Origin of the sequence: Brevundimonas sp. TWP1-3 (assembly GCF_049896085.1) — a bacterium.
In the GTDB taxonomy this organism is placed as follows: Bacteria; Pseudomonadota; Alphaproteobacteria; order Caulobacterales; family Caulobacteraceae; genus Brevundimonas.
In genome coordinates this window covers 1727248-1739945 of sequence record NZ_JAFCTP010000001.1, presented here as the reverse complement: position 1 = coordinate 1739945, position 12698 = coordinate 1727248, and the positions used below count along the sequence as shown (strand labels likewise).

Here is a 12698-nt window from a genome sequence, read left to right as displayed (position 1 = left end):
CGATCGACTTAGGTTAGGCGGGATTCAAATCCGACAGCCGGCCGCGCAACATCTGCAGCATGGCCGAAAAGTCGCGACCGCCATGACCGATGCCGTCGAACAGGGCGTACATGGCCTCGGCCTGCGCGCCCAACGGCGTGGAGGCGCCCGACTTGGCCGCCGCATCCTGGGCCAGTTTCAGGTCCTTCAGCATCATGGCCGTGGCGAACCCGCCCTGATAATCGCGGTTCGACGGCGCGGTCGGCACCGGTCCGGGCCAAGGGTAATAGCTGGTCACGCTCCAGCACTGGCCCGAGGACTTGGACGCGATCTCGAAGAAGCGTTCGGGATCCAGGCCCAGCTTCTCGGCCAGAGCGATGGCCTCGCACGTGCCCAGCATGGAAATGCCCAGCAGCATATTGTTGCATATCTTGGCCGCCTGCCCTGCCCCGTGGTCGCCCGCACGGATGGTGATCCGGCTCATGGCCTCCAGCGCCGCCTCGACGCGCGCGAAGTCGCCCTCGTCGCAACCGACCATGAAGGCCAGGGTGCCCGCATCCGCCGCCGCCGTGCCGCCCGACACCGGCGCGTCGGCGAAGGCGTAGCCCGCCGTCTTCGCAAGACCGGCGACCCTGCGCGCCGTCTCCACGTCGATGGTCGAACAATCCAGCAACAGGGACGACGACGGCGCCGCGCCGATGATCTGTTCCGAATAGACCTTCAGCACATGCGGCCCAGCGGGCAGCATGGTGATGACGACCTCGGCGTCCTTGACGGCCTCGGCGACCGACGCCGCCGCAACGCAGCCGGCCGCGCTGGCCCGCTCCAGCGCCTGCGCCGACAGGTCGAAGGCGGCGACCTCGTGGCCCGCCTTGGCCTGGTTGGCGGCCATGCCGCCGCCCATGTTTCCCAGGCCGATGAAGGCGATCTTGGTCATGGTCTCTCTCCCTTGAATCTTCCGCTCATCCCGCGAAAGCGGGGACCCAGGGCTTATGCCAGCGGCGTCCATTTTTCATTGTCCGGCAGGGGCGCGAACAGCGCGTCCAGCGTCGGATTCGTCACGCCCGACAGGTCCGCCGGGGACCATTTCGGGGCGTTGTCCTTGTCCACGATCACGGCCCGCACGCCTTCCTGGAAGTCGTGGGTCGCGCCGATCCGGCCGCTGACGGCATATTCGACGGCCATGTTGTCGCTGAACGACGTGGCCTTCGCCCCCTCGCGGATGTGGCGCAGCGTAACCTTCAGCGAGGTCGGCGACTTGGCCTTCAGCGTCGCCAGTTGCGCCAGGGCCCAATCCGACCCGTCGGCCTCCAGCGCCGCAAAAATCTCCTCGACCGTATCGAAGGCGAACAGCCGGTCGATGGCCTCGCGATGGGCGGCCAGAGGGGCAGGTCCGGCGTCCTTCGCATGACGGGCGGCGACCGCAGCCGGATCGGTGGGATCGGCCAGCAGATCGGCCTTCAACGCCTCGACGGCGTCGCTCGGGACGAAATGGGTGTGGATGCCCAGGGCCACCGTATCCGCAGCCTTCAGCCGTGCGCCAGTCAACCCAATCCAGACCCCGGTCTGGCCCGGCAGACGCGGCAGGAACCACCCGCCACCGACCTCGGGATACAGGCCGATGCCCGTCTCCGGCATGGCGTAGGTGGTGCGTTCGGTGGCGATGCGGACATCGGCCGGTTCCGAAATCCCGACCCCGCCGCCCATGACGATGCCGTCCACGATAGCCGTGATCGGCTTGGGATAGCCGAACATCAGATCGTTCAGCCGGTATTCGGCCAGGAAGAAGGCCTTGGCGTCCACGCCGTCGCCCGCCCCGCTGTCCGCGATCATGCGGATGTCGCCGCCGGCGCAGAAGCCGCGCTCGCCTGCATGGTCGATCAGGACGGACGTCACCGCCGCATCATCGCGCCACTCCAAAAGCGCCGCGATCATCGTCTCGCACATCGACCGGTTCAGCGCATGGATCGCCTTGGGCCGGTTCAGGGTGATGCGGCCGACGCCGGCTTCGATGCGGGTGATGATTTCGGCTTCGCTCATCGCGCCATCTCCCGCGCGATGATCACGCGCATGATCTCGTTGGTGCCTTCCAAGATGCGGTGAACCCGCAGGTCGCGCACGATCCGCTCCAGCGGATAATCTTTCAGGTAGCCGTAGCCGCCGTGCAGTTGCAGCGCCTCATCGGCGATCTGGAAACAGGCGTCGGTAGCCAGCCGCTTGGCCATGGCGCACCATTTGGTCTTTTCCGGATGGTCGTTATCGATGGCCCAGGCGCCGCGCAGCACCATCAGCCGCGCCGCCTCAAGGTCCGTCGCCATGTCCGCCAGGCGGAACTGCAACGCCTGGAACTCGCCGATCGGACGACCGAACTGCTTGCGCGTGGCCACGTAATCCTGAGCCGTCTCCAGCGCCAGCCGCGCCCCGCCCAGCGAACAGGCGGCGATGTTCAGCCTCCCGCCGTCCAGCCCGGCCATCGCATAACGGAACCCCGCCCCCTCTTCGCCCAGCAGGTTGGCGACCGGCACGCGGCAGTCGTCGAACTGGACGATGGCGGTCGGCTGGGCGTTCCAGCCCATCTTGCGCTCCTGCGCCCCGAACGAAAGGCCGGGCGTCCCGGCCTCGACGACGACGGCGCTGACCCCTTTCGCCCCCTCCCCGCCCGTACGAACCATGACGACATACAGGTCGCTGGTCCCCGCGCCCGAGATGAAGGCCTTGGAACCGTTCAGCACATAGTGGTCGCCGTCACGCACGGCCGTGGTCCGCAGCGCCGCCGCGTCGGAGCCGGAGCCCGGCTCGGTCAGGCAATAGGAGGCGATCTTCTCCATGCCGACCAGATCCGGCACGAACCGCCCTCGCAACTCATCCGACCCGAACCGGTCGATCATCCACGTCGCCATATTGTGGATCGAGATGAAGGCCGCCGTCGCCACATCGCCGCGCGACAGCTCCTCAAAGATCAGCGCCGCCTCTACCCGGCCCAGGGACATGCCGCCGTGCTCTTCGCCGGTATAGATGCCGCAGAAGCCCATCTCGGCCGCCTGGTTCATCACCTCGACGGGGAAGTGTTTCTCCTCGTCCCAGCGAGCCGAATGGGGGGCCAGTTCGGCGTCGGCGAACGCGCGGGCCGCGTCCTGAATGGCGCGCTGGTCGTCGGTAAGGGCGAAGTTCATCGGGTCAGCACCATGAGATCAGACCTGTTCTGGCCTGAATCTATGTTGAAACGGGTAGACGCCGAGCCGAGACCGCCCACACTTCGGGCACTCGGTCGGCAATGGCTCCAAGCTCGGAAAGACGAGAGGACGGGGATCACGTCGCGTAAGATGAAACCCGCAGCGAGGACATTTCAGCTCAACCAGCCCCAAAAAGGCCAGTAAAGAAGCGCCTCCGAATACGGCCGCTTCTAGAGGCGCCTCGACCACGGTGAAGCCGACCAGTGTCACTAACATCCCAGCGTAGGTTACGAGCTGCAGCGGGACGGTCCAACGCACACCCTACCTCATCGTGGGAATGACGAACGAGCTGTCCGAATGCTCCAGCGCCGAGTCCGGCCAGCGGGCGGTGACGGTCTTGGTCTTGGTCCAGAAGCGGACGCCCTCCATGCCGTGCTGGTTGATGTCGCCGAAGGCCGACCGCTTCCAGCCGCCGAAGGTGTGATAGGCGACCGGCACCGGGATCGGCACGTTGATGCCGACCATGCCGACATTGACCCGAGCGGCGAAGTCGCGGGCCGCGCGGCCGTTCTGGGTGAAGATGGCGACGCCGTTGCCGTACTGGTGGTTCGACGGCAGGGCCAGCGCCTCCTCGAAGGTCTCGGCGCGCACGATCTGCAGGACGGGGCCGAAGATCTCTTCCTGATAGGACGACATCTCCGGCTTCACATGGTCGAACAGCGACGGGCCGATGAAATAGCCCTTCTCGTGCCCTTGCAGGCTGAAGTCGCGGCCGTCGACGACCAGTTCAGCCCCTTCCTGCACGCCCTTCTCGATCCAGCCGGCAATGCGGTCGCGGTGCTGGGCGGTAACGACGGGGCCATAATGGGCGCCTGCGTCGGTCGAGACGCCGACGCGCATCGAGGGGATTTCCGCCACCATCCGCTCGCGCAGTTCGTCGGCGGTCTTCTTGCCGACCGGCACCACCACCGGCAGGGCCATGCAGCGTTCGCCGGCCGAGCCATAGGCGGCGCCGGCCAGGTCCTTGATCACCTGATCCATGTCCGCGTCAGGCAGGACGATGCCGTGGTTCTTGGCCCCGCCCATGGCCTGGACCCGCTTATGGTTGGCCGCGCCGGTCTGATAGACATAGTGGGCGATATCGGACGAACCGACGAAGCTGACGGCGTGGACCAGCGGATGGGTCAGGATGGCATCGACCGCCGTCTTGTCGCCATGCACCACGTTCAGCACGCCATTGGGCGCCCCGGCCTCCAGCATCAGTTCGGCCAAGCGCACCGGCAGGGACGGATCCCGCTCGGACGGCTTCAGCACGAAGGTGTTGCCGACCGCGATGGCGACGCCGAACATCCACATCGGGATCATGCCGGGGAAGTTGAACGGGGTGATGCCCGCCACCACGCCGAGCGGCTGACGCATGGAATAGACGTCGATGCCGGGGCCGGCGCCTTGCGTGTATTCGCCCTTCAGCGCGTGGGGGATGCCGCAGGCGAATTCGATCACTTCCAGGCCGCGCTGGATGTCGCCCTTGGAGTCGGCGATGACCTTGCCGTGCTCGGACGACAGCAGTTCGGCCAGTTCATCCATCCGCGCCTCGACCAGGCGTTTGAAGTCGAACATGACGCGGGCGCGGCGTTGCGGATTGGTGCTGGCCCAACCGTCGAAGGCGTTCTGCGCCGCCTGAACGGCGCGATCGACCTCGCCCGTCGTCGCCAACTGCACACGCGCCTGAACGTTGCCCGTGTTGGGATCGAAAACGTCGGCGAAACGCCCGGACGCGCCGTCGAAGGCCGCACCGTCGATGAAGTGGCGGATGTCGCGCATGGCCTGGATCTCCCTGATCGTTCTTTTGTTCGCCTATGGCTATCACCCCGACGCGCAGGTCGATAATGCAAAGTTGCAGCCAGCTTTCTGCATTTTTGCATGACAGGATCATTGGCGATGTTCGACTGGGACGACCTTCGCATCTTCATCGCCGCCGCGCGGGCGGGATCGCTGGGCGGCGCGGCCGTGCGCCTGGGCGTGGATGCGGCCACTGTCGGGCGACGGGTGGCGCGGCTGGAAAGCACGCTGAAATCCACCCTCGTCGTCCGGTCCACCACCGGACTTCAGCTGACGGCGGCCGGCGCCCAGTTGCTCGACATGGGGCTGGAGGCCGAAAGCGCGATGGAGGCCGCCGCCCGCGTGACCCAGGCCGACACCTTGGCCGGCGTCGTGCGCATCAGCGCCTCGGAAGGCTTCGGCGTCAGCATCGTGGCCCCCGCCCTGCCCGCCTTGCGCCGCACCAGTCCCGGCTTGCGGATCGAACTGGCGGCGACCTCCGGCTTCCTGTCGCCGACCCGGCGCGAGGTGGACATGGCGATCACCCTGGCCGCGCCCGACGCCGCGCGCCTGATCGTCGAGCCGCTGACACCCTATCAGCTGGCCCTCTACGCCTCGCCCGACCACGTGGCGCAGCATGGTGCGCCCCAGACCGTCGACGACCTGACCGCCTTCGACATCGTCGGCTATATCGACGACCTGATCTATGCGCCCGAGCTGCGCTATCTGGACGAGGTGCGCCCCGGCCTGACGCCTCACGTCGCCTCGTCCTCGATCCGCGCCCAGAAGGAGATCATCGCGGGCGGCGGCGGCATCGGCGTCCTGCCCTGCTTCCTGGCGGAGGGCCTGGTGCGTGTCCTGCCGTCCATCCTGATCGAGCGGCGGTTCTGGCTGGCCACCCACAGGGACGTTCACGACACCGCCCGCATGCGCACGGTGCGCACATGGCTAAAGGCCTTATGCGACGCCCGCCAATCCAGCCTCAAACCGTTCTGACCCCCGCATACGGATAGCGGTGTGTTTTTTCTGACGCAGGGTGTCGGGTTTTCCGGCTTTCAGGGAACAGAGGTCGGGCTCAAATCTTAATAGAGGGCGAACGAGGCCTGTTATGACCCTGACCCTTAGCCTGACCCTGATCACGACGCTTTTGGGCGCTCCGACTGCGCCGATGCTCAAGGACTCGGCCTTGTACGCCGCGCCCAAGGCCGCTGTGGATCAGACTTTTGCACCACAGGCCTCCACCGAGCGGTTCAGCGTTCGCCTGCGCTGCACGGCGCTGGCGTCGGGCCATGTCACGGACTGTGTTGTTCTGGAAGAAACGCGTCCGGGTCTCGGCTTTGGTGAAGCGGCGCTGGCCCTGATGGACGGCGCGGAAGTGACGCCGATCCTAGAACGCGGTCGGGCGGTCGATGCGCCCTTCGAACGCACTATCGACTTCACGCCCTGAGCCGAGCATCGCTCGAAGACACGCCTCTCACCCGAAGACATACTGACATCGCATTCAAACTCGTCTGGACGCTAGGTCCAGGTGACGTTCGAAACCGACGGCTCACCCAAACGATTGGGTGAGCCGCTTTTCGTTCAGCGTGTTGGAGCGATGCGCCACACCGTGTTGGACAGGTCGTCGGCTACCAGCAGAACGCGCTTGTTCGGATCGAAGGCCACGCCAACCGGGCGGCCGCGCGCTTCGCCGTTATTCAGGAAGCCGGTGGCGAAATCGACCGGCGGGCCCGCCGGGCGACCGCCGTTGAAGGGCACCCAGGCGACCTTGTAGCCGGACGGATCCTGGCGGTTCCAGCTGCCGTGCATGCCGATGAAGGCGCCATTGGCGAACGCGCCGCCGAAACCGCCGTTGCGCGCGAAGTCGATGCCCAGCGCCGCGACGTGCGAGCCCAGGGCGTAGTCGGGCGCGATGGCCTTGGCGACCATCTCCGGGTTCTGCGGCATCACGCGCGGATCGCGGTTCTGACCCCAATAGCTGTAGGGCCAGCCATAGAAGGCGCCGTCCTTCACCTGGGTCAGGTAGTCCGGCACCAGTTGCGGGCCCAGCTCGTCGCGCTCGTTGACCACCGACCACAACAGGCTGGTCGTCGGCTCGATGGCCAGGGCGGTCGGGTTGCGAATTCCGGTGGCGATGGTCCGGCGGGCGCCGGTCGCGCGGTCGATCTCCCAGACCACGGCCCGCTCTTCTTCCACGGCCATGCCGCGTTCGCCGATGTTGGAGTTGGAGCCGATGCCGACATAGAGCTTGGTCCCGTCGGCGCTGACGGTCAGGGCCTTGGTCCAGTGGTGGTTGATCCGCGAAGGCAGTTCGGTGACCCGCTCGGCCGGCGTCGCGATGCCGGTCTGGCCCGGCTGGAAGGCGAAGCGGACCAGCGCCCCCTGTTCGGCGACGTAGAGAGACCCATCGACATAGGCCAGGCCGTAGGGCGCATCCAGGTTTTCGACCAGGACGGTGCGCAGTTCGGGGATGCCGTCATTATTGGCGTCGCGCAGCAGGGTGATGCGGTTGCCGCCTTTGATCTTCGTGTTGCCCTGTTTCTTGATCACGCCGGCGATCACGTCCTTGGGCCGCAAGGGCGGAGCGTGGCCGCCGCGTCCCTCGGCGATCAGGACGTCGCCGTTCGGCAGCACCAGCATCTGGCGGGGGATTTTCAAGTCGGTGGCGAAGGCGCTGACGGTGAAGCCTGCCGGCACGGTCGGCGTCTCGCCGTTCCAGTTTGCGGGCGGGCTGATCTTCATCGCCGGAACCAGGGTTTCGTTGACCTGGGGCAGGTCGGGCGTGGCGCCGGTCTGGTTCAGCTTGGGATCGCTGGCGTTGCCGCACGAGGCGACGGTCAAGGCCATGGCGAGGGTCGCGACGCTGGCGGCGAGCATATTCTTGTTCATCGGACGCTCTCCCGCGCGGCATAGGCGGTCCAGCCGGCGACCAGGACCAGGATTGTGCAGAGGACGGACAGGATCAGGCCGAATGCGCCGACCGAGCTCCAGGCGTCCTGACTGTGCTTGAAGGCGTTGACCAAGCCCAGCACCCAGGCCAGGGCCAGGGCGACCAGATGGATCAGCGCGCGGCGCGACCGGCCGAAAACGAAATCGACGATGGAGAAGATGCCAGCCACCCCGCCGAACACCAGGGCGCCGGCGATCAGCCAAGCCGAGAAGTTCGTCCACTGGATCTCGGCCGTCTTCAGATAGGCGATGTCGGTGAACAGGGCGAAGGTGAACAGGGCGATCGGAAACGCCAACAAAAGGCCGTGCAGCGGCCGAATGACCGCGCCTGATAGTCCGTGGGTGCTCATGCCTGCCCTCTCCTGAAGTCTAGCTTGGCTAACCGTCTGATCGCCAAATGGTTCACCCGCTTTGAATATCGGCGCCGCGTCATTTCCGCCCGACGGTCGCTCAGACTGGCGCCAGAAGCACCAGGGTCTGAAACACCACGCCGATCCCGCCCAGCAGTCCGCCTGCGACCGCCAGTCGAAGGCCGAAGGCGCGGGTCTCGTCCGTGGGCTTCATTTGCAGCCAGACGATGCAGCGCCAGCAAAGGCCGGCGATCACCAAAAGACAGATCAGGCTGAAGACCAGCCCCGCCCCATTCCACGCCCCGGCGTCGTCGCGGGCTACGTCGCTGGCGCTCGACAGCAGATACAGCCCCATAAAGTGGGCGGCCCAGATCAGCAGGCCGCCCAGCATCAGCAGCCAGAACCTCATGCGCCCACACCGGGGAACAGGCGGATCAGCAGGGTCGTCGCCGCCCCCTGAACCGCCGTGAAGGCGACGAACAGGGCGACCACTTCAAAGGTCGCCGGGTAGCGGGACGACACGAGACCACAGAGCCAGCGCAGCAAGACGAACGGTCCCATCAGAAGCGAGATGCCGACGAACGTCCCCTGCCAGGCCAGCAGCGCATAGACGGTCGCGCCCTGGCTGGACGCGTCGGGACGCAGGCCCGAGTTCCACCAGGCCGAGGCCTCCGCCGCAAAGGCGCCGCCCGCCGCAAGGGTCGCGATCAGCATCAGGACGGCGGCGATGCCTGCGCTGCGAGGACGGTCCAGTTTCAACGCGCCTTGAGACGCCCATGCGCCGACGCCGGCGGCTGCGAGCAGGCCCAGCGTCAGCGGCAGCGAACCGATTTCCGGCGGCGCCTGCCACAGGTCCGGCCGCCTGCTCCACAGGAAGACGTAGGAAAAGCAGGCCATGATCGCGACCATGCCCGACACGATCAGGGTGATGACCATGGCCCACCAGCCATGACTGCTGGGGCCGGAGACATAGGTCGGCAATCGCACGCCGCCGCCCACATCGACCGTCGCCGGGCCGCTGGGCCGATCCAGGCCCCAGCACCATTTGAGGATGCAGTAGATGGCCAGGACGCCGCTGATGACCGACGCCAGATAGGCCTGGATCGTCAGGATCAGGAAGAAGCCCGCCGTGAAGATCGCGCCCCACACATACCAGCTGGACGGCCGGGGCATGCGTTGCAGGTATTGCGGCTCGGCGTTGATCGGACTGGTGATCATCGTCTCACGCTCGCCACGCGGCGCGCCGGGCAGGAAGTATCGGCCGGCCTCCACATCGCGCGCCAGCTCGGGCTGGTCCCACACCGGATACAGGCTCTTGATCACAGGAACCGAGCGCAGCGAATACCTGCCGGACGGCAGCCACTCCAGCCCCGGCCCGCCGAAGACATTGCCCGCGTCCTTGTTCCCGAACGGGCGGAAGTTGCGGACCATGTCGACGACCCACAGCAGGACCGCCAGGCCGAACATGAAGGAGCCGACGGTCGAGATCATATTGGGCAGGTCCCAGCCTCGCTCCGGCAGATAGGTATAGACCCGGCGCGGCATGCCCATCAGCCCGGTCAGGTGCATGGGCATGAAGGTCACGTTGTGGCCGACGAACATCAGCCAGAAAATCCACTTGCCCCACCGCTCGCTCAGCGGCCGGCTGCTGGACATCGGGGTCCAGTAGTAGATGGCGGCGAACAGCGGGAAGACCATCCCGCCGATCAGGACGTAGTGCAGGTGGGCGACGATGAAATAGCTGTCGTGGGCCTGCCAGTCGAACGGGACCATGGCGACCATGACGCCCGTCAGCCCGCCCATGACGAAGATCACCAGCCCCCCGACCGCGAACAGACCGGGCGTGTTGAACCGCATCTTTCCCGCCGCCAGGGTGGCGATCCAGGCGAAGACCTGCACCCCCGCCGGCACGCTGACGGCCATGGAGGCGGCGCTGAAATAGTTGATCGAGATCTGCGGCATGCCCGTGGTGAACATGTGGTGCGCCCAGACGCCGAAGCTGATGAAGCCCGTCGCCAGCATGGCCAGCACCACCAGCCGATAGCCGACCAGCTTGGTCTGGGCGACCGCCGGGATCAGGGTCGACATGGCCCCCGCCGCCGGCAGGAAGATGATGTACACCTCCGGGTGGCCGAAGAACCAGAACAGGTGCTGCCACAGCATGGGGTCGCCGCCCTTGGCCGCATCGAAGAAGGGCCAGCCCAGGGCGCGTTCCAGCTCCAGCAGAAGCGTGGACAGGATGATCGACGGGAAGGCGATGATGATCATGCAGGCGAAGATCAGCATGGCCCAGGCGAAGATCGGCAACTTGTCCAGCGTCATGCCGGGCGCGCGAGTCTTCAGCACCCCAACGATGATTTCGATGGCGCCGGCGATGGCCGAAATCTCGATGAAGCCGATGCCCAGCAGCCAGAAGTCGGCGTTGATCCCCGGCGAATAGGTGGTCGAGGTCAGCGGCGGATACATGAACCAGCCGCCGTTCGGCGCCAGGCCGAAGAACAGCGAGGCGAAGAAGCACAGCCCCCCGACCAGATAGGCCCAGAAGGCGTAGGCGCTGAGCCTCGGGAACGGCAGGTCGCGCGCGCCCAGCATCTGGGGCAGCAGCAGCACGCCCAGCGCCTCGACCGCCGGGACGGCGAACAGGAACATCATCACCGTGCCGTGCATGGTGAAGATCTGGTTGTAGGTCTCCTGCGCGAGGAAGCCCGTCATCGGCAAGGCCAGCTGGGTCCGCATCAGCAGGGCCAACACGCCCGCCAGCACGAAGAACAGCATAGCCGCGCCGACGTAATAGACGCCGATGTAGTTGTTGTTGATCGCGGTGATCCACTCCCACGGACGACGCGGCCCGCACCAGACCTCTTCGAGCTGCTCCAGCTCGCCCTCGGGCCGGGCTTCGGTCGTGGGGAAGCGTTTGTAGAGTTCGGGATCGAACCCGGTTTCCGAACTCATTTCAGGCTTTCCAGATAGGCGGCGACGGCGCGCACGTCCTGGCCCGACAGGACCGCATAGGACGGCATCCGGTTGCCCGGCTTCAGACTCTGGCTGTCCGATATCCAGCCCGCCATCGTCCCCTGATTGTTCGGCAGGATGCCGGCGCCCAGCGTCTGGCGCGATCCGACATGGGTCAGGTCCGGGCCGGCCAGCCCGTTCGCCTCAGTCCCGCGAATGGTGTGGCATGCGGCGCAGCCCGAGGCGGCGAAGACGTTGCGCCCTTGGTCGATCAGCGCCAGCGGTCCCTGGGCCGACGGCACGGCGGCGGCCGGCCGCGACTGTCGCTCAAGCCAGGCGGCGTAATCGTCCGGCGCATGGGCCACAACGACCAGCCCCATCAGGGCGTGCGGCCCGCCGCAATATTCCGCGCACTGTCCGCCATAGGTCCCGGGCGCATCTGCCTGCAGTCGCATGAAGTTGCGGCGACCGGGGATCATGTCGGTCTTGCCGCCCAGACGCGGCACCCAGAAGCTGTGGATCACGTCCGCGCTTTCGAGCTCGAACACCACCGGCTGACCGGCGGGGATGTGCACCTCGTTGGCGTCCTGGACGATCTCGCGACCCTGGTCGTCCAGATAGGCGACGCGCCACCACCACATCTCGCCCGTGACGCGCACCCGCATCTCGCCGGGCTTTGGCGCATCGGCCACCCGCGCCGTCGTCGTCAGCCCATAGATCAGCAGGCCCGTCAGCACGACCACCGGAAAGACCAGGCCGGCGACCCAGATCAGCCTCTCACCCCCGACCCGCCGCTTCCACTTGCGCGGCCCGAACAGGGCGACGCCCAGCGCGACCAGAACCACGACCATCACCACCGCCGCCATGACGAACAGCACCCAGGCCACAGTCTGGATCGGCCCGGCGAACGGTCCGGCCGGGTCGAGCACGGGCGGCGGCCAGCCGACGATTCCGGGAGGGGTTTCAGTCTTCATCGAGCGTGTACAAATAGGCCGCGACGTCGCGGGCTTGGTCTTGCGTCAGGGGCATGGGCGGCATGGCGGTTCCGGGGTCCATCGACGGCGCGTCGATCAGCCAGAGGATCAGGACATCGGGCTGGTTCGGCAGGCGCCCGGCGATCAGGGGCCGCGCGCCGAACCCTGCGAGGTTCGAGCCCGAGCGTCCCTCGGGCCAGTCGACGCCGGGAATCTTGTGACAGGCGGCGCAACCGACGTCCTCGATCACCGCCAGTCCAGCGGCCGGATCTGCCTGAACCATCGGTCGCGGCAGGTCGGCCTTGTCCACGCAGGCGCAGAGGGCGAGCGCCAGCGCGCCGACCGTCACCCGTCCCATCGCCTCGCCCGTCGTCCGAAAACCCATCCGCCCCCCAAAGCTTCGCCTGACCAATCCCCTTGCCGGACGGAGGTTCCCGACTGCGACATGGAGCCCCGTCGAAATCCAATGCGGAACCTCCGCCATAAGCAGGTGTTGCACA

The 12698-nt window shown here is 66.7% G+C and carries 12 protein-coding genes; 2 read left to right on the top strand and 10 right to left on the bottom strand.

The genetic code is table 11. The features are described 5' to 3' along the window. Positions 1-13: 13 nt before the first annotated feature. The 4 genes from mmsB to ACP693_RS08670 all read right to left on the bottom strand — a co-directional run bounded on the left by mmsB (position 14) and on the right by ACP693_RS08670 (position 4976). Positions 14-916 carry a 3-hydroxyisobutyrate dehydrogenase gene (mmsB, locus tag ACP693_RS08685; protein ID WP_426017532.1) on the bottom strand — a complete coding sequence of 301 codons (903 nt, stop codon included), beginning with the start codon at positions 914-916 and terminating at the stop codon, positions 14-16. Positions 917-969: 53 nt separating this feature from the next. After that, complete coding sequence (locus ACP693_RS08680; RefSeq protein WP_426017534.1) at positions 970-2019, bottom strand: enoyl-CoA hydratase/isomerase family protein; 1050 nt, start codon at positions 2017-2019, stop codon at positions 970-972. Then, a complete protein-coding gene (locus ACP693_RS08675; RefSeq protein ID WP_426017535.1) occupies positions 2016-3152 on the bottom strand; it encodes an isobutyryl-CoA dehydrogenase in 1137 nt (378 codons plus the stop codon). The genes ACP693_RS08680 and ACP693_RS08675 overlap by 4 nt, the downstream gene beginning before the upstream one ends. A gap of 321 nt (positions 3153-3473) precedes the next feature. Then, complete coding sequence (locus tag ACP693_RS08670) at positions 3474-4976, bottom strand: CoA-acylating methylmalonate-semialdehyde dehydrogenase (protein ID WP_426017537.1); 1503 nt, start codon at positions 4974-4976, stop codon at positions 3474-3476. A 117-nt stretch (positions 4977-5093) separates the two neighbouring features. Between ACP693_RS08670 and ACP693_RS08665 the strand changes: the two genes are divergently transcribed. Together ACP693_RS08665 and ACP693_RS08660 are read left to right on the top strand one after the other, a co-directional pair. Beyond that, the gene (locus ACP693_RS08665; protein ID WP_426017538.1) at positions 5094-5969 is read left to right on the top strand and encodes a LysR family transcriptional regulator; all 876 of its coding nucleotides are present in this window, start codon (positions 5094-5096) and stop codon (positions 5967-5969) included. A 112-nt stretch (positions 5970-6081) separates the two neighbouring features. After that, on the top strand, positions 6082-6420 hold the full coding sequence (locus tag ACP693_RS08660; RefSeq protein ID WP_426017539.1) for an energy transducer TonB family protein: 339 nt from the start codon (positions 6082-6084) through the stop codon (positions 6418-6420). A gap of 134 nt (positions 6421-6554) precedes the next feature. Here ACP693_RS08660 and ACP693_RS08655 read toward each other — a convergent pair whose 3' ends face one another. From ACP693_RS08655 to ACP693_RS08630, 6 genes are all read right to left on the bottom strand, one after another. Continuing rightward, entirely contained in the window at positions 6555-7850 is a 1296-nt protein-coding gene (locus ACP693_RS08655) for a PQQ-dependent sugar dehydrogenase (RefSeq protein ID WP_426019597.1), read from the bottom strand. An 8-nt stretch (positions 7851-7858) separates the two neighbouring features. Next, positions 7859-8272 (bottom strand): DUF2231 domain-containing protein, encoded by a 414-nt coding sequence (locus ACP693_RS08650; RefSeq protein WP_426017541.1) that lies wholly within the window; start codon positions 8270-8272, stop codon positions 7859-7861. Positions 8273-8372: 100 nt separating this feature from the next. Next, the gene (locus ACP693_RS08645) at positions 8373-8681 is read right to left on the bottom strand and encodes a hypothetical protein (RefSeq protein WP_426017542.1); all 309 of its coding nucleotides are present in this window, start codon (positions 8679-8681) and stop codon (positions 8373-8375) included. Next, positions 8678-11224 (bottom strand): cytochrome c oxidase subunit I, encoded by a 2547-nt coding sequence (gene ctaD / locus ACP693_RS08640; protein ID WP_426017544.1) that lies wholly within the window; start codon positions 11222-11224, stop codon positions 8678-8680. The genes ACP693_RS08645 and ctaD overlap by 4 nt, the downstream gene beginning before the upstream one ends. Continuing rightward, the gene (coxB, locus tag ACP693_RS08635) at positions 11221-12198 is read right to left on the bottom strand and encodes a cytochrome c oxidase subunit II (RefSeq protein ID WP_426017545.1); all 978 of its coding nucleotides are present in this window, start codon (positions 12196-12198) and stop codon (positions 11221-11223) included. Before coxB ends, ctaD begins: the two co-directional genes overlap by 4 nt. Continuing rightward, a complete protein-coding gene (locus ACP693_RS08630; RefSeq protein WP_426017547.1) occupies positions 12188-12583 on the bottom strand; it encodes a c-type cytochrome in 396 nt (131 codons plus the stop codon). The genes coxB and ACP693_RS08630 overlap by 11 nt, the downstream gene beginning before the upstream one ends. Positions 12584-12698 lie beyond the last annotated feature (115 nt).

Bases quoted from the DNA above. Each gene is read 5' to 3' on its own strand.
- coxB (WP_426017545.1), bottom strand. From the start codon at position 12,198: ATGAAGACTGAAACCCCTCCCGGAATCGTCGGCTGGCCGCCGCCCGTG.
- ctaD (WP_426017544.1), bottom strand. From the start codon at position 11,224: ATGAGTTCGGAAACCGGGTTCGATCCCGAACTCTACAAACGCTTCCCC.
- ACP693_RS08675 (WP_426017535.1), bottom strand. From the start codon at position 3,152: ATGAACTTCGCCCTTACCGACGACCAGCGCGCCATTCAGGACGCGGCC.
- ACP693_RS08680 (WP_426017534.1), bottom strand. From the start codon at position 2,019: ATGAGCGAAGCCGAAATCATCACCCGCATCGAAGCCGGCGTCGGCCGC.
- ACP693_RS08660 (WP_426017539.1), top strand. From the start codon at position 6,082: ATGACCCTGACCCTTAGCCTGACCCTGATCACGACGCTTTTGGGCGCT.
- ACP693_RS08650 (WP_426017541.1), bottom strand. From the start codon at position 8,272: ATGAGCACCCACGGACTATCAGGCGCGGTCATTCGGCCGCTGCACGGC.
- mmsB (WP_426017532.1), bottom strand. From the start codon at position 916: ATGACCAAGATCGCCTTCATCGGCCTGGGAAACATGGGCGGCGGCATG.
- ACP693_RS08630 (WP_426017547.1), bottom strand. From the start codon at position 12,583: ATGGGTTTTCGGACGACGGGCGAGGCGATGGGACGGGTGACGGTCGGC.
- ACP693_RS08645 (WP_426017542.1), bottom strand. From the start codon at position 8,681: ATGAGGTTCTGGCTGCTGATGCTGGGCGGCCTGCTGATCTGGGCCGCC.
- ACP693_RS08655 (WP_426019597.1), bottom strand. From the start codon at position 7,850: ATGCTCGCCGCCAGCGTCGCGACCCTCGCCATGGCCTTGACCGTCGCC.
- ACP693_RS08665 (WP_426017538.1), top strand. From the start codon at position 5,094: ATGTTCGACTGGGACGACCTTCGCATCTTCATCGCCGCCGCGCGGGCG.
- ACP693_RS08670 (WP_426017537.1), bottom strand. From the start codon at position 4,976: ATGCGCGACATCCGCCACTTCATCGACGGTGCGGCCTTCGACGGCGCG.